General features: G+C 35.9%; 16 protein-coding genes and 1 tRNA gene. 2 read left to right on the top strand and 15 right to left on the bottom strand.

Going from position 1 to position 16,328, the window contains the following annotated elements; translation table 11 throughout:
* Nucleotides 1-6: 6 nt before the first annotated feature.
* The gene (locus tag NST14_RS21605; protein WP_000871248.1) at nt 7-636 is read right to left on the bottom strand and encodes an MBL fold metallo-hydrolase; all 630 of its coding nucleotides are present in this window, start codon (nt 634-636) and stop codon (nt 7-9) included.
* A gap of 170 nt (nt 637-806) precedes the next feature.
* Here NST14_RS21605 and NST14_RS21610 point away from each other — a divergent pair, with 170 nt between their 5' ends.
* Nucleotides 807-980, top strand: a complete 174-nt coding sequence (locus NST14_RS21610; RefSeq protein WP_000524853.1) for a DUF2759 domain-containing protein — start codon at nt 807-809, stop codon at nt 978-980.
* Between the two features lie 80 nt (nt 981-1,060).
* Here the strand turns inward: NST14_RS21610 and glcK are convergent, their stop codons facing one another.
* The 14 genes from glcK to NST14_RS21680 form a co-directional block, all read right to left on the bottom strand.
* On the bottom strand, nt 1,061-2,044 hold the full coding sequence (gene glcK, locus NST14_RS21615; protein ID WP_000391706.1) for a glucokinase: 984 nt from the start codon (nt 2,042-2,044) through the stop codon (nt 1,061-1,063).
* 19 nt (nt 2,045-2,063) lie between these two features.
* Nucleotides 2,064-2,264: a YqgQ family protein gene (locus NST14_RS21620; RefSeq protein ID WP_000949156.1), complete on the bottom strand. Its 201-nt coding sequence runs from the start codon at nt 2,262-2,264 to the stop codon at nt 2,064-2,066.
* 103 nt (nt 2,265-2,367) lie between these two features.
* Nucleotides 2,368-2,946 carry a 5-formyltetrahydrofolate cyclo-ligase gene (locus NST14_RS21625; protein ID WP_001206419.1) on the bottom strand — a complete coding sequence of 193 codons (579 nt, stop codon included), beginning with the start codon at nt 2,944-2,946 and terminating at the stop codon, nt 2,368-2,370.
* Nucleotides 2,947-3,050: 104 nt separating this feature from the next.
* Nucleotides 3,051-3,200: a 50S ribosomal protein L33 gene (rpmG, locus tag NST14_RS21630; protein WP_001265616.1), complete on the bottom strand. Its 150-nt coding sequence runs from the start codon at nt 3,198-3,200 to the stop codon at nt 3,051-3,053.
* 69 nt (nt 3,201-3,269) lie between these two features.
* Nucleotides 3,270-5,624 (bottom strand): sugar phosphate nucleotidyltransferase, encoded by a 2,355-nt coding sequence (locus NST14_RS21635; RefSeq protein WP_000679296.1) that lies wholly within the window; start codon nt 5,622-5,624, stop codon nt 3,270-3,272.
* 379 nt (nt 5,625-6,003) lie between these two features.
* The gene (gene phoU / locus NST14_RS21640; RefSeq protein WP_000251231.1) at nt 6,004-6,660 is read right to left on the bottom strand and encodes a phosphate signaling complex protein PhoU; all 657 of its coding nucleotides are present in this window, start codon (nt 6,658-6,660) and stop codon (nt 6,004-6,006) included.
* Nucleotides 6,661-6,828: 168 nt separating this feature from the next.
* Complete coding sequence (pstB, locus tag NST14_RS21645) at nt 6,829-7,644, bottom strand: phosphate ABC transporter ATP-binding protein (RefSeq protein WP_000226683.1); 816 nt, start codon at nt 7,642-7,644, stop codon at nt 6,829-6,831.
* Between the two features lie 28 nt (nt 7,645-7,672).
* Complete coding sequence (gene pstA, locus NST14_RS21650; RefSeq protein WP_001242539.1) at nt 7,673-8,539, bottom strand: phosphate ABC transporter permease PstA; 867 nt, start codon at nt 8,537-8,539, stop codon at nt 7,673-7,675.
* Nucleotide 8,540: 1 nt separating this feature from the next.
* On the bottom strand, nt 8,541-9,491 hold the full coding sequence (gene pstC, locus NST14_RS21655; RefSeq protein ID WP_061535604.1) for a phosphate ABC transporter permease subunit PstC: 951 nt from the start codon (nt 9,489-9,491) through the stop codon (nt 8,541-8,543).
* A gap of 27 nt (nt 9,492-9,518) precedes the next feature.
* A complete protein-coding gene (phoX, locus tag NST14_RS21660; RefSeq protein WP_000871259.1) occupies nt 9,519-10,436 on the bottom strand; it encodes a phosphate ABC transporter substrate-binding protein PhoX in 918 nt (305 codons plus the stop codon).
* Between the two features lie 321 nt (nt 10,437-10,757).
* A complete protein-coding gene (locus NST14_RS21665) occupies nt 10,758-12,878 on the bottom strand; it encodes a peptidoglycan D,D-transpeptidase FtsI family protein (protein WP_000516826.1) in 2,121 nt (706 codons plus the stop codon).
* 109 nt (nt 12,879-12,987) lie between these two features.
* The gene (locus NST14_RS21670; protein WP_000871368.1) at nt 12,988-14,265 is read right to left on the bottom strand and encodes an MFS transporter; all 1,278 of its coding nucleotides are present in this window, start codon (nt 14,263-14,265) and stop codon (nt 12,988-12,990) included.
* 116 nt (nt 14,266-14,381) lie between these two features.
* Nucleotides 14,382-14,993, bottom strand: a complete 612-nt coding sequence (gene sodA / locus NST14_RS21675; protein WP_001052031.1) for a superoxide dismutase [Mn] — start codon at nt 14,991-14,993, stop codon at nt 14,382-14,384.
* A gap of 221 nt (nt 14,994-15,214) precedes the next feature.
* Nucleotides 15,215-15,288 (bottom strand) — tRNA-Ile (locus NST14_RS21680).
* Between the two features lie 242 nt (nt 15,289-15,530).
* Here NST14_RS21680 and NST14_RS21685 point away from each other — a divergent pair.
* Nucleotides 15,531-16,295, top strand: coding sequence for a DUF1189 domain-containing protein (locus tag NST14_RS21685; RefSeq protein ID WP_000021910.1), 765 nt, complete (start codon nt 15,531-15,533; stop codon nt 16,293-16,295).
* Nucleotides 16,296-16,328: the final 33 nt, after the last annotated feature.

Raw genomic sequence — 16,328 nt, forward strand, 5'->3', positions numbered from 1 at the left:
AGCTCCTTACTGTAAAAATGGATTATTTTCTTTTTCAAAACCAATGCTTGTTTCTGGACCATGTCCACATAACACCGCTGTTTCATCAGGTAATACAAATAATTTCTCTTCAATACTTCCAATCAACTCTGCAAAACTTCCACCAGGTAAATCTGTTCTTCCAATACTCATTTGGAATAATACATCTCCAGAAAATACAGCATTCGCCTCTTTACAGTAATAAGAAATACTGCCTGGAGAATGTCCTGGTGTCTCAAAAATTTCAAAGTTAAATGAACCAATTGCTAATGCACCTTCTGCATCAATAATATGATCTGCTGGTTTTGCTGTAATGCTGCGATTCATCATAAAGATTTGAGAACCATTTACAGTTGCATCGCCTAACCAATCTGCTTCTTCTTTATGTACGTACACAGGAATATGAAAAGCGTCTCTTACCGCATCAACAGCACCAATATGATCAAAGTGAGCATGTGTTAATAAAACAGCCAGTGGCTTTAATTGTTCTTCTTGTAAATATGTAACGAGCTTCTCTCCTTCGTGACCAGGATCAAAGATAATACACTCATTTTGCTCATTCGTTAAAATATAAGCATTTGTTTGTAATGGGCCTAACGGCATTTGTATCCATTTCATATGAAAATCTCCTCCAATTATTAAACTTACTTTCAATGATACAACATTTTTTTCTCTTAGGAAAAGAAAGGATGCTATCTCGACAATCATTTTTAAAACATGTACAATATAAAAGAGTAAATATTCCAAAAACTCATATTAAGGAATGGGTAGACAGAGGAGGATATTGTATGGGCCTTGTTATTATTTTTACGCTTGTCACTCTGTTAGCTGTATTTGCTACGCTTAGAACACTTCGCGAAAAGAATTTTCTCGCGGGCGGCTTTGCAATTGCAACTGTACTCGTTTTCGGATGGTTTACAATCATGACTGTTCTATATAACGGGTACCCACCAGCAGCTTAATTCATTTACATGCTCGTCTTCATCAAGATTTCGCACAAAAAGAGGAAGGGTTTCCCCTTCCTCTTTTCATACTTCACAACTTATATCATCTTCGCTTCGTATTTGTGCTTTTTTACAAGCCAAGCTCCTCCGATAACACCTGCATCATTACCAAGTGTTGCAATAGCTAACTTCGTGCTCTTTACAGCACGTGAGAAAGCATATTGCTCAAAATAGCGTTGAATTGGTTCTAAAAGTGCATCTCCAGCTTTAGAAACGCCTCCGCCAATAACGATTTTCTCTGGGTTCAACGTGCTAGAAAGGTTCGCTACAGCTAATCCTAAATAAGAAGCTACCTTTTCTACTACTTCGCCTGCTAGTTCATCACCTTGTCCATGTGCTTCAAATACGTCTTTTGATGTGATACGTCCTTCTTCTGCTAACATAGAACGTAGAATACTTTCTTTATCAGTCTCTTGTATTTTTTGCATAGCAACACGCACAATACCTGTTGCAGATGCTACAGTTTCTAGGCAACCAGACTTCCCGCAATTACATGGGAAAGCATTCTCTGTAACGACTGTAATGTGTCCGATTTCACCAGCAGCACCGCTTACGCCGTGTACAATCTCTCCATTGGCAATTACACCGCCGCCAACACCAGTGCCAAGCGTCATACAAATTAAATCTTTTGCTCCTTCACCAGCACCTTTCCACATTTCACCAAGCGCTGCTAAGTTCGCATCATTATCAATCACAACAGGTAATCCTGTTTCTACTTCTAATAAATCTTTTAACGGATAGTTCTTCCATCCTAAGTTAACCGCTTCATAAATCATTCCAGACGCCACGTGTACAGGGCCAGGAGCTCCCATACCAATACCGATTAACTTACTTTTTAATTCGCCTAACTCCTCTAACTTTTTATCAATAGCTTTCGCTACATCAAGTGTAATATGTTTTCCTTGCTCATTTGTATTCGTAGGGATTTCCCACTTATGTAAAATTTCACCATATACATTAATAAATGCTAATTTAATCGTTGTACCACCAAGGTCAACACCAACTAACCATTTCTCTTCCATGTTACTTACCTACCTTTATCTAATTCTTATTTAGCTCTTTTTGAATTTCTTGCTTCAATAAAAATAAAGCTGTTTGATAGTCTTGTGAATCGATTAGCTGTGATTGATTTAATTCACGCAATTCATCTTGCATTAATTGTAAATCTGCAATTCGATCTCCCGTATAAATAATCGTACCAAATTTCTTTAGCAATTGCTGAATATCATATATAGATAACATTTCATCACCCTCTATGCTCACTTACTATAAAAAATTATAATAAGAAAACGTTCACATATTTTATTATAATCAAGAAGAAAAAGTCTCGTCAATTTTTATTTGTCTATACAAGCCCATTTTTAACCATTGTTCCTTTTTCTGTAATAATTTTTTCTACATTTTTATCAAACGGCTCTATTGGAATATGGTCTACCATTTGAAAACTATAAGCTAATGATAGCGTTTTCCCTTTATAATGCATGAGATAACGATCATAATAGCCACCACCATATCCAATCCGTTCTCCTCGCTCTGTATAAGCTACACCTGGTACAATTTGAAGGTCAATTTCATCTGCATTCACTTCTTCCGTAAGCGCTGGAATTGGCTCACGTAAATTCATATACACTGTTTCCAATTGATCAAAATTACTAATTTGCCTAAAGGACATTGTTCTTGTTTCTTTATTACACTTCGGAACAACAACTTTCTTTCCTTCTTCCCAAGCTTTTTCGATAATAGGATATGTATTCACTTCATTTTCCATTGAAAGAGTGATTCCAATTGTTTTAGCTTCAGTCCACTCTTTTTGTGCATACAACGAAAATGCAATTTGCTCTGATAAAGTTGTATACCGTTCTTTTGATAAAGAATTCATGTGCTCTATTATTTGTTTACGTAAACGTAGTTTCTCTTCTCTCACACATTTTCCCCCTCACAGTGATACTTTGCTCTACGATGATAGTGTATCACTTTTAAGAGAGGAATCGAATAAAAAAAGAAACAGTAGGAAAATATTCCTACTGCTTACTTTGTTTCACGGTGTAACGTAGACTTCTTGTCACGCTTGCAATACTTTTTAAGCTCGATACGCTCAGCGTTGTTACGTTTGTTTTTCTTTGAGATATAGTTACGATCTCCGCATTCTGTACATGCTAGAGTAATATTCACACGCATTCTTATTTCCCTCCAGTACTAATAACTTAAATCAGACTATACTATAATACCACTTTTAAAATAAAAATTCTACACCTTTTGATATTGTCTAATTTTTTCTATAAGATTTTTCATGTTTTCCCTTGCTATTACTGGGTTTCTAGCATGTGAATACACTAAAAATTTCGGTTGTTTTGTGTCAGAAACGATATAAGACCACTCTTTTTCGGTATATTTGAACTGTACTCCTTCAAATATGCCTTCTTCCTTCCTTTCGATATCAGCCAATAATTTCCTCATCACCTTCCCTTTTTCATTCCACGAACATACAACTTCATCACAAAGTAAATAAAGCGGCGGGGATTGCTCTACTATGCTGAGAAAGGTTTTTCCCTGCAATGCTATTAACTCGAATAATTTTCCAATTCGATATAAAATATCTCGCTTCCATCTCGCTTGAAACGATTTTTTTTCATCCTGCGTATAAAATAGAAGATAACATTCTCCTAATTTCAAAGACATTGGGTAAATATTTCCTGCCGATTCCAGTAATAAATCTGGAATATCAATCTCTTCAAAATCCGTCCCTTGGTAAATATTACTATGATTATCATATAACTCGAAATAATTTCCTTGCTCTGAAAACATAAGCGCCATATTTGCTTTACTTGATTTCATTAAAGCTTTCACATGATCCTTTTGTTCGCCCGCATAAATCCACGTAACTGTGCATCCGAGTCTTTGCAAAAAGAGCATAAGCAAATGTTGTAACATATCATTTCTCTTATTAATAAGAAGATGGAACTTCTGTTTTTTTATTTTCTCAATATCAATACGCTCTAATACAGCCTCTATATAATTATGTAAAGAAACGTGTACTAGCTTATTCCGCCCCATTTCCTTCTCACATACGTAATAAAACGACTCAGACATATACACTTGTTCTATCGCTTTTTGCTGCTTATACGTTAACTGTGCCCCATCCTTACCATACAACTTTATAACAATCTCTTTTTCTTTTTCCGCTTGAATGAAAACCCCGCCCGCACATTGCAAATCTTGAATGCTGTACTGAAAAAGTGATTCGTTCATTTCTTTGCATTCCATCGTATGAATCCCAATACCATGAATTGCATGAAGAAAAAGATTTTTATAAGAAGTCGTTTCTATATGTTCTTGACTCCCGATTAATATACTTTCCCCTTTTGTAAAAAGAGATCCGTACGCCATCGCAACCTTTACAATAAATTGAGGTGTAATCTCCACATTACCTCTTCCTACAATGCGGCTTTTTTGCAACCATCCTGCACTCTTCTCACTTTCTTGAACACCAGCCGATCCTACTACCGAATGACTATCAATCGCCTTATATGGCCATAGTTTTCCCTTTTGCTTAATTACCGTACTTTTCCCTATATGACAATGGTCCGCTACAATGCTTTTTTGAAACAATGTAACATCATCTTCCACCATTGTATGTTCTCCTATTGTCGTTTCTAGTAACTCACAATATTTCCCAATGTGCGCATTTGCAAAAATAATACTCTTTTGAAGATGAGAATAACTTGAAACAACACTATTTTTCCCGATAATAGAGTATGGCTCAATTACAGATCCAGCACCAATTCTTGCTCCTTCACCAATAAAAGAAGGACCGTGAATTTTCGTTCCTTTTCCAATCGTTACCCCTTCTCCCATCCATACCATCGGTAATACTTCCGTATATGGGATAGGTACTTGCAATTTTTTCGTTAACAAATCAAATTGTGCTTGTCGATATTGATCAAATGTACCGATATCTAACCAGTAACCTTCTGACAAATATGCAAATAATGCGTTCTTATTTGCCAATAACGGAAACACATCTTGACTAAAATCAAAAAATTCTCGGGGCGGTATGTAAGAAAAAATTTCTGGCTCCATAATATATATACCTGTATTCACAATATTAGAGACTACTTCATTCCAACTCGGTTTTTCTATGTATCGTGTAACCTCTTGTTCTTTGTTCATTACAACTAAACCAAATGAGAGTGGATTTTCTACTTCCTTTACAAACATAGTTACCATTCTTTTCTTTTGTTTATGAAACGTAATTCCTTCTGATAATTGAAAATCAGTTAACGCATCCCCACTTATGACAACAAACGGTTCATCCAAAAATTTTTCCGCTTGTTTAATACTCCCTGCAGTTCCAAGCGGTGGAGAGTCTTCAAAGTAGTACAAGTTAACGCCCCATTTGCTACCGTCACCAAAATATTGCTTAATAGCTGTACTCATATACTGAACAGTAATTGCAATCTCACGTATACCATGCTGACGCAATAATTCAATGTTGTATTCTAAAACTGGCTTTTCTAATAATGGCAACATCGGCTTTGGAGTATTACATGTTAATGGTCTAAGGCGTCGTCCTTTTCCTCCAGCTAAAATAACCCCCTTCATATACTTCAGCCTCCACTTATATAATGTTCAGTAACTTCATATACGATATGTATATTATCTACCCAGCATTAACTAGCAGTATAAAATAAAGTGAAACTTTAATCAGTGGAGGTTTTCTTCATCCCCTACTGATTATTAGCCTTGACCAATCGGGCCGACAGGCAGTAAAGTTCCCCTTATATACATTCACCTTTCAACAACTGAAGAAAGCGCTTACTATTAACTTTTAAAATATTACTTAATAAGCGAATAACATATACGCCCTATTTTTTCCATTATATTATGATACATCTTATCATCATAAACTAAAGGAAACAACGAGCTTTTTTTGTCATGTTTTGACTAAAAAAAGCAGGTGATGTTTCACCTGCTTTTTTCTTTATTCATTTAATAAGTAATGCTTTCCCTTTACTAAATAAAAAACATTTTCAGCAATATTTGTAATATGGTCTGCTACACGTTCGATATATCTCGCTACAAAGGATAATTGTGTAATTTGTGTAATTGCTTCTGGTTGTTCTGGAACTGAAGATATAAATTCACGAATCGCTTTCCCATATATTTCATCAACAGAATCATCCATTTCGGCAATTTGCTTCGCAAAAGTTAAATTTTCTTGCTCATATGCATCTAGCGCTAACTGTAACATCTTATTTGCAATCGCAAACATCTCATCAAGATTGTGCAAACTAACAGACACGTCTTTTTCCCCGAGACGAATGGTTGATTTCGCAATATTAACAGCATGATCTGCAATCCGTTCTAAATCTGTCGCTGTTTTAATTGAAATGAAAATCCTTCTTAAATCACTCGCTACAGGTTGCTGCTTCGTAATGAGCATAAGCGCAAGATCATTTATTTCCTCTTCTAAATTATCCATACGATAATCACCATCTATTACCTCTAACGCTTTCTCTACATCCTTTTTATGGAGCCCTTCCATAGCAAGCAATAAAGCTTCTCTCGCTAGTTCACCAAGCTCAATCACCTTTTGCTGTAACGTTTTTAAATCACATTGAAATTGTTCTCGTACCATTGTTTCTTCCCCCTCAATATTATGTGCCACTATATATAACTCTCCTACCTAGCCTACTTATAATAAACCTTAAGATAGGAGAAGTATTACTTCTCCTATCTTAAATAAGGTAAAAATAAGAAATACCCTCTGTTAAGAGGGTATTTGCTCTTAGCCTTGCTAGCGACATCAACCGAATCGGCCTGTAATATAATCTTCTGTACGCTTATCTGAAGGTGTCGTAAATAATTTATTTGTATCTGTATACTCCACAACTTCTCCACTTAAGAAGAAAGCAGTTTTATCTGAAATACGCGCAGCTTGTTGCATGTTATGCGTTACGATAACGATACTAAAATCTTTCTTTAACTCTTGAATTAATTCTTCTACTTTTAATGTTGAAATTGGATCTAGTGCTGATGTTGGCTCATCCATTAAAATAACGTCTGGTTCAATCGCTAAACAACGTGCAATACATAGACGCTGTTGCTGTCCACCAGATAAACCGTATGCATTATCATGCAAACGATCTTTTAACTCATCCCAAATTGCTGCTCCACGTAAACTTTTTTCAACAATTTCATCTAACGTTTTCTTGTCGCTAATCCCATGAATTTTCGGGCCATATGCTACATTTTCATAAATAGATTTTGGAAATGGATTTGGTTTTTGGAACACCATTCCTACATGTGTTCGTAATTCTTCAACTGGATATGATTTATCAAATATATTGCGCTCTCTATATTCAATTACGCCTGTAGTTCGCACGATTGGTACTAACTCTACCATACGATTTAATGTTTTTAAGTACGTTGATTTACCACAACCACTTGGCCCGATAATTGCTGTAACTTCATTCTCATGAATACTTAAGTTAATATCTTTTAAAGCATGGTCTTCTCCATACCATAAATTTAAGTTTTTCGTATCAAATACTACTTTCTTTGGCGCAGTCTCGATTTTCTCCTCGTTTTTCACCTGTACATTTACTACTGTTGCTACCATTTGAATTCCCCTTTCATCCATTTCCAACTTATTTTCGATTTCGTAACCATAGGACAACTATATTGATCAAGAGCAACAAACCTAACAAAACAATCATCCCAGCAGCTGCTACATACTGAAATTCTTCCTGTGGTCTACTCATCCAATTAAAAATTTGAATTGGTAAAACTGTAAATCTATCAAACATACTAAACGGAACATAATTTGCAAATGCAAGTGCCCCGATAACTAATAACGGTGCCGCTTCTCCAATCGCTCTTGATATCGCTAACGTACAACCTGTTATAATTCCTGGGAACGCATATGGCAATACAACTTGATACATCGTTTGCCACTTCGTAGCACCTAACCCGTAAGAAGCTTCTAATAATGACCTCGGTACAGATCGTATCGCTTCTTGACTCGCTACAACAACTGTCGGTAAGACGAGTAAGCTCATCGTCAGTGCCGCTGCAATAATACTCTCACCTAAGTGAAGAGCGTATACAAAAATGGTTAAGCCGAGTAATCCAAATACGACGGAAGGTACTCCCGCTAACGTTTGATTATTAATTTCTATTACCTTTTTAAATATAGATTCCTTCGCATATTGCTCTAAATAAAGAGCAGTTCCGACCCCAAATATAAAGGAGAGTGGTATAACAATACTCATAAATAATATTGTTCCTGACAAAGCTGCAGCAATCCCAGCTTCTTTCGGATTACGCGAAGCGAAGTTTGTAAAGAAATCTAACGAAAGGTAACTGACACCTTTTTCAAAAATTTGAAAAAGCAAAATAAGCAGGATTACTATTGAAAACAAAATTGCCATATAAAATAACAATTTGTAAATTCGATCTTTAAAAAAACGTGATGCCATATTTTCTTGTATTTTTTTATGATTCAACATGCGCATATTATGTGACCCTCCTAAAGCGGCGCATAATAAACTGCGAAATGATGTTCATTATAAAAGTAAACAAGAATAACGTTGCGCCTACAGCGTACATGCTGTAATAAGTAATTGTTCCATGCGGAGCATCACCTAAACTCACTTGCACAATATAAGCTGTTAACGTTTGAATAGAGTGTGTCGGATCGAGAGATACGTTCGGTGTGGACCCTGCTGCAATTACAACGATCATCGTTTCACCGATTGCTCTTGAAGCAGCTAATATAATCGCTGCCATAATCCCTGCGAAAGCTAAAGGAAACACGACTTGTTTTACCATCTCAAACCGAGTTGCTCCAAGTGCCAACGAAGCTTCTTTCGTTCCTTTTGCTACAGCTCTCATTGCATCTTCAGACAGAGATGCAATTGTAGGTATCATCATAAAGCCAATAACAATACCTGGACTAATCGCATTAAAAAACTGTAAATCAGGTATAATCCGTTGTAAAAGCGGTGTAACAACTGTTAATGCAAAAAAGCCATATACAATTGTCGGGATACCTGCTAATAGTTCTAACATCGGTTTTAATACTTTTCTTACACTGTTTGAAGCATATTCACTTAAAAATACGGCACACGCTAAACCGATAGGAACTGCTACGCACATAGCGATTGCTGTTACAAGTACCGTTCCACATATAAGTGGTAATATACCGAATTTAGGATTTTCAAAAAAAGGTAACCATTCTTTCTCTGTCAAAAAGGAGAGCAATGATATTTTTTTAAAAAACATTATTGTTTCATTAGAAAGCGTAAAAATAATTCCAAGTGTCGTCGCAATAGACACGCTAGCAATTATTTTTAGTAATAATGGAACGATTCGATTGATTCGCTGCGTTTTTTTTCTATGTTTTGTATTTCTTTCAATCAAATGTTGTACAGAAAATGTAATTTGACTTTTGTCATTATAAGCCAAAGATGAAAACCCCTTTCCACCCTGACATTACCTTTTTATTTCTGTTAACATCCGCAGCTGTTCATTGTATTTTTCTTTTGGTAATTTTACATATCCAACCTCTTCAGCAAGATTACCAACATGCTGAATCATAAACTCAATATAATTTGCTACATTCATTTTATTTCGGATAGATGCATGATTCACATAAGCAAATAGCGACCTAGATAACGGCTTATACTCACCTGATTGGATGGTATCTTTCGTCGGAAGTACACCATTCACTTTTATTGCTCTCACCTTATCTCGATTGGCCATATAATAAGCATATCCTACAAAACCAATGGCATTTTTATCATTCATTACCCCTTGCATAATAACTTGATCATCTTCAGACAAAGAGACTTTTTTTACAATGCGACTTTTTTGTAAGATGACATTTTGAAAATAATCATACGTACCAGAGTCTACACCTGGCGCATAAAACTTTACCTGTTCACGTGGCCATGATGAATGAATTTGTGACCATCGCTTTTCACTTTCATCTTCACTCCATAATAGACGTAACTCGTCTACCGTCATATTATCTACCCAAGTATTTTGACGGTTCACAACGATCGTAAGGCCGTCATAAGCGACTTCAAACGGTGTAAACTGAATGGAGTTTTTCTTCATTTCATTTTCTTCCACTTGTTTCATTACTCTCGAAGCATTATTTATATCTACTTCTCCTTTACTGAAACGATTAAATCCTCCTCCTGTCCCAGAAACACTGATGGAAATTTTCACGTTTGGATGCACCTTTGTATATTCCTCCGCTACTGCTTCTATAATAGGAAAAACCGTTGAGGATCCATCAACTCTCACTTCTCCCATTTCATTCACAGCAAATGCAGTAGACGTGCCAACATAAAAGAAACATGTCGACAGTATGAAAACTTTAATTGATGCACTTATCCATTTCACGTGTTCTTCCTCCTAGAAGTAACCGGAAATAACAGGATTACAGATATAAGAATACTGCTAAACTATTAATTCGGTTTTAATTGTTTGTAAAAGTTTTGTAAAGTTCCACAAGAATCAACATTAGGTAAATTATTAATCCGTAGCACTGTTCATCTTCACTGAGGATTGGTCCATAACTTCCATAGTGAATGCATACGTATTATTTGCAAGGTCCCTTAAAATTCCGATATGATCTGCTTGTCCACTTTATTAAAACGTATGCATGAATCAAAAAAAAAAGCACACTATCTTTTCAGATAGTGTGCTTTTTTTACAACTTTTTTATTCATCATCTTGCTTTTTATTTTTCTTATCTATTTCCTCTTGTGTAGCTTCGCCATTTTCTACCTTTTTCAAATCAAAGTACGCGTCCATAATGTCACGACTAATATATCCGTTAATACCTGATTTATCATCTACCCAAGGTACAACAACAGAAAATGCTACTTCAGGGTCTTCAAGTGGCGCATAACCTACTAATGTTAAGTTATATGTTTCTTTACGCTCACCGTTTGCTTTTCTACCAATCTCTTTATCTCCGCCATACACAGTTTGAGCTGTACCTGTTTTACCAGCAGCTTTATATGATGCGCCTGTAAAGTATTTCGCAGCTGTACCACCAGACTCATTAAATACTTGTCTAAATCCTTCCTGAACACGTTTAATTTGTGATTCAGGCATATCAATACGGTTTAGTACTTTTGGTTCCATTGAGTGAACGACTTTTCCAACTTCGCCTTGTTTCGCTTCCGGTTGACGAATTTCTTTTACAACTTGCGGTTGCATACGGTAACCACCATTTGCAATTGTTGAAACATACTGTGCTAATTGAAGTGGTGTATATGTGTCATACTGTCCAATTGATAAATCTAATAAGAAACCAGGCTGATTTCCTCTACCTATTTGACCCGCAGATTCGTTTGGTAAATCGATACCTGTTTTTACACCAAGTCCAAACTGTCCGAAATAATAGCGCATCGTATCAAATGCTTTTTTTGGTACATCTAACGTACCACCTCTCACATATTGAACACCTGCGATATTCATCGCTGTTTTAAACATATATACGTTAGAAGACATTTTTAATGCTGTCAGATCATTAATAGATCCCATCGTCTTCCAAGAAGATTTTTTCGGCGTTCCTTTCAATACGATTGGTTCATCCAGTTGGTAGGAACCCGGTTGAATCGCTTTTGTTTGATATCCTGTAAGTACTGTCGCACCTTTTACAGTTGATCCCATCGGATAAGAACTTGTCATCGTTCCTAATGCGAAATCTTGCACTTTCGTTTCGCCATTTTCTTCCACTAACTGTTTCCCTGCCATAGATAAAACTTCACCATTTTTTGGATTCATCATTACAACGAATGCGCGATCTAAAAGAGGTTGTCCCCCTTTATATCTCAATAAATTTTTCGTGATAATTTCTTCTACACGCTTTTGTAATTCCATATCAATTGTTAAATTCAGATTGTTACCACTTTGCCCTTTTGATACATTAATCGTTTCTAAAATATTACCGTTTTTATCCGTAATATTTCTCACTTCCGCTTTATTACCGTGCAAACTATCTTCATATTGCTGCTCAAGATAACTTTTCCCTACGCGGTCATTTCGATTATAATCACGAACAAGATAGTAATCTAGTCTTTCTCTAGGTAAACCTTCATCAGACGTTGACACGCCGCCAAGTACACTTCGGAATAAATCATCATAAATATACTTTCGATCCCAATCAACATTCGTATCTACACCTGGTAATGTTGCTAGATTTTCACTAATAATCGCATATTCTTGTTCTGTAGCATCCTTTTTAATGACTTGTGGCGTCATCGCATATCCGCCGTCCATTTTGCTTTTAATCGCTAGCACTTCTAAATCTTTTGCGGATAATTGATTCACTTCTTCTTCTGTCACGCGATTTCGTTGACGCTCATCTAATTCTTTATCGTCAATTTTTTTATCTTTAAACTCTTGACGATCTTTTTTCGTAATTTTTTCTTGCGCTTCTTCTTTATGAATAGCAAGCCAATAATCTTTTTTATCGCGATCTGTTAATTTATCTGTCGGTACTTCAATCAAATCTGCTAATCTTTTCGCTGTTTCTAAGCGAGCCTCTGCAGTTGATCCTTTCATTTTTGTAAATGTAATCGTACGTACAGCTGCATTATCTACTACAGCTCGCCCATAACGGTCAAATATTTTCCCACGTGGTACAGGATTACTTATCGTCGAGTTTTCTTTCCTCTCCACTTCATTCTTATATTCCTCACCGCGAACAATTTGTACATAACCAAGCCTTACAATAACCGCGGAGAACATTAAAAACACGCAGAAAAACAGCACGTTTAACCGAAAAGGCACGTGAGTCTTTTTCTTTTGTTGTTTCTGCTTCTTGCCCATACAAACCCCCTCTACCAACAGCTATGTAATTTGAAAGGGACACCTTCATACAGGTGTCCTCACTGCTGTCTTACATCTTTTTCTATTCTAGCATAAAACAAACGATAAGTTAACCTTCTGGTTCTGTTTGATTCTGCGTGGTTCCTTGCGCTACGACACTTGTGTTCCCTGCATTTCCTTCATCATATTTGACATTTTTAACTGCAAAATAAATAAGAAAATGTCCAGCACCTAAAATACATAGTAAGACAGGTAAACTCTTTTCAGGCGGAAAGAATAATACAGCACATAAAAAACTTAAAACTGAACAAATTCTCCCGGCATTTAACCATAATTCTCGGACAACAACATACTCTACACGCCACTCTCTCGCATTTTTCGCTCTACCAATTACATCATATGTCATCGATCCATATGGAACGAGTAAAATAGGGTATGCAATCGCAATGCATGCTGCATAAATAAGTAATTTTGTGTATGTAACATTGAATATAACTAAAAATACAACAGCATATAAAATAATGCCTCCAAGTAAAATTGCTTTTTTTCGCCACTCTTTCTTTAACATACGGGCGACTAAATAGTAACATACAAATGATACAGCAGAATTTACTAAGCTATATTTCCCTAATGCAAGCTCACTATCGGTTGCTAAGTACACATATACTGAAATAACAAAAATGAATGTCCCCTCTCTCAATCCTTGGAAAAAATGAGCGCGTGTAATTCTCCCCCAATTTTTATCAATCCGTCGCTCTTTCAAAACTTGTGTAACCTCATAACGACCTTCACATTCTCTCTTAGATACAAAAAAGCTTAAAACGACAGCAATTGCAAATAACAATAACGAGAGAAAGAATATGACCGTATAACCACTCCACTTCTCCATACGTGAAATTGTGTATCCAGCTGCTATCGGTCCAATCATGCCAGAGAAGGATGTAAGAAGCCCAAGAAACCCATTAAAGAAATCTCTTGTTTCTGGTTCTGTAATCTCAAATGTTAATAAGTTAAACGCGAGCCAGTAAAAACCATATCCGACTCCTAAAAGAGCCCCCATTAATAAAATATAGTGAGAAGCGCTTTTCCCCGCTACTAAAACAACGATAAAAAAAATCGCTAACGTGCCTACGCCTATTCGTAACAAGATCGAGCGATCAATACGCTTCGCTAATTTCCCACCTATAAGAAATGTGAGGGGCTGCAATACAACGCTGGCCAAATTATACAAGCCGAGATTCACATAATTTTGTGTTTGTTTCCATAAATAAATGTTAACAAACGTATTCGATAAAGAAATTGCGAGCGTGTATAAACCTCCAATAAGGAGTAATAACACTAAATCCCGATTCACTTCAACGTCACCAATTATATGTTTCCACTTCATACACAACTCTCCTTTACTTCATGTTCTAGTCTTCCAAAGACAAGCTCAATTATGTAAAAGGAAAGCATAGAAAAAAGCTAGGAGCATTCTCCTAGCTTTTTCTATCGTTATTACAATTATTTTGCTTCTTGGTAACGTTTTTCAGCAGCGTTCCAATCTACAACGTTCCAGAATGCACCGATGTAGTCTGGACGACGGTTTTGATAATTTAAGTAGTAAGCATGTTCCCAAACATCTAAACCGATAACTGGAGTTTTACCTTCAGTTAGAGGAGAATCTTGGTTTGGCGTGCTTGTTACTTCTAACTCACCATTATTTACTACTAACCAAGCCCAACCAGAACCGAAGCGAGTTGCGCCAGCTTTTGCGAATTCTTCTTTGAATGCATCGAAGCTACCGAATTTCGCTTCAATTGCAGTTGCAAGTTCGCCTACTGGTTGTCCGCCGCCGTTTGGAGATAAGATTGTCCAGAAGAATGTGTGGTTAGCATGTCCGCCACCATTGTTACGTACTGCTGTACGGATTGCTTCTGGTACTTCGTTTAAGTTTGCAACTAATTCTTCTACGCTTTTGTCAGCTAATTCTGCATGACCTTCTAAAGCAGCGTTTAAGTTTGTGATGTACGTGTTATGGTGCTTTGTATGATGGATGTTCATTGTTTCTTTGTCAAAGTGAGGCTCTAAAGCATCATACGCATAAGGTAAATTTGGTAATTCGTGTTTTGCCATTGTTATATTCCTCCCAGTTTATGTATTGCCACTTAAGTGACATACAACTACATTCTACCCTAATTGCCATAGGGTGCAAACAAATAAATCACATTGTCTTGCTATCATTAAAGTAGCAAAATTCCCACTTCTTTTCAATTAAAATGCTCATATATTTCATAAAAAAAGCTCCCTTCTACAAGGAAGCTTCCTACTGACATAATAAACATGTGAAATGGATATGGACCCTGTAGGACTCGAACCTACGACCGGACGGTTATGAGCCGTCTGCTCTAACCAGCTGAGCTAAGGGTCCACAATTATGTATGTAATAATACATCAAATAAAGGAATTCCTATCGGATATACCCTTTAAGAAATGTAAGATAAATTTACCATATAGAAAAGAAAACTGTCAATTGTATTTTTTTCATTTAAAAGAAGAAAATTAATAAAAAGAAATTTAGTTATCGCTACTATATGTAAATATAATATATCTTGAGATTCCCTAGATTCCTACGTTACAATGATTTTATACATATATAAAGGAAGTGAATCTATGTCCATATTTACCCAATTAGTCAAAAGCGTATATTCGCCTAAAGATATGGCGCTATTCCGTTTTCAAAAAATCGGAAAAACCATTTTGTATATTATGCTACTTTGTCTAATCACTACTATTCCAAGAACATTCTTTTACGGTAGCTTTATCCAAGATAGTGTTACTATGGTAAATCAAGCAATTGAAAAAGATTTACCTGATTTTAAAATCGAAAATGGTGAACTAAAAGCTGATATTGAACAACCTATTCAAAAAGAAGAGGGAGATGCTCTTTTCGTATTTGATCCAAATACAACAGATATCGAAAAGTATCAAAATAAAACTGGTTTATTTATTTTAAAAGATAAAGTAGTTTCTATAGGAAATGGCCAGACGCAAACATACTCCTACAATGATTTATTAGGGACATCTCTTGAGAAAAAAGATTTGCAAGATTTCATTTCTGTATTTGATAGTATTTATCCAATTTTATTAGCTGTTATCGGAGTGTTAGTATATCTATTCCAATTGTTCATTACTTTCTTAGGAATTACTTTACTTGCGTTTATCGGTTCTGCTATGAGTGGTCAACGTAAATTATCTTATAAGCAAGTATGGACGTTAACTGCCTACAGCTACACAATTCCAACCATCTTCTTTATGATTATGGATTTATTCAAAATCGTTGTACCTGGCTCAACATTCATTTATATCGCAGTTGTTTTAATTGTCCTATACTTAACAATTAAAGAAGTTCCAAAACCGAACGAAAAAAATGCCTAAATAGGCATTTTTTTTTTGGACAAGCATATATTC

This window comes from Bacillus sp. FSL W8-0519, assembly GCF_038005585.1.
GTDB classification, from domain to species: domain Bacteria; phylum Bacillota; class Bacilli; order Bacillales; family Bacillaceae_G; genus Bacillus_A; species Bacillus_A paranthracis.

Coding starts and splice junctions, on each gene's coding strand:
- NST14_RS21605 (WP_000871248.1), bottom strand. CDS start 636: ATGAAATGGATACAAATGCCGTTAGGCCCATTACAAACAAATGCTTAT.
- NST14_RS21610 (WP_000524853.1), top strand. CDS start 807: ATGGGCCTTGTTATTATTTTTACGCTTGTCACTCTGTTAGCTGTATTT.
- glcK (WP_000391706.1), bottom strand. CDS start 2,044: ATGGAAGAGAAATGGTTAGTTGGTGTTGACCTTGGTGGTACAACGATT.
- NST14_RS21620 (WP_000949156.1), bottom strand. CDS start 2,264: ATGTTATCTATATATGATATTCAGCAATTGCTAAAGAAATTTGGTACG.
- rpmG (WP_001265616.1), bottom strand. CDS start 3,200: ATGCGTGTGAATATTACTCTAGCATGTACAGAATGCGGAGATCGTAAC.
- NST14_RS21635 (WP_000679296.1), bottom strand. CDS start 5,624: ATGAAGGGGGTTATTTTAGCTGGAGGAAAAGGACGACGCCTTAGACCA.
- phoU (WP_000251231.1), bottom strand. CDS start 6,660: ATGGTACGAGAACAATTTCAATGTGATTTAAAAACGTTACAGCAAAAG.
- pstB (WP_000226683.1), bottom strand. CDS start 7,644: ATGGTAGCAACAGTAGTAAATGTACAGGTGAAAAACGAGGAGAAAATC.
- pstA (WP_001242539.1), bottom strand. CDS start 8,539: ATGCGCATGTTGAATCATAAAAAAATACAAGAAAATATGGCATCACGT.
- NST14_RS21665 (WP_000516826.1), bottom strand. CDS start 12,878: ATGGGCAAGAAGCAGAAACAACAAAAGAAAAAGACTCACGTGCCTTTT.
- NST14_RS21670 (WP_000871368.1), bottom strand. CDS start 14,265: ATGAAGTGGAAACATATAATTGGTGACGTTGAAGTGAATCGGGATTTA.
- sodA (WP_001052031.1), bottom strand. CDS start 14,993: ATGGCAAAACACGAATTACCAAATTTACCTTATGCGTATGATGCTTTA.
- NST14_RS21685 (WP_000021910.1), top strand. CDS start 15,531: ATGTCCATATTTACCCAATTAGTCAAAAGCGTATATTCGCCTAAAGAT.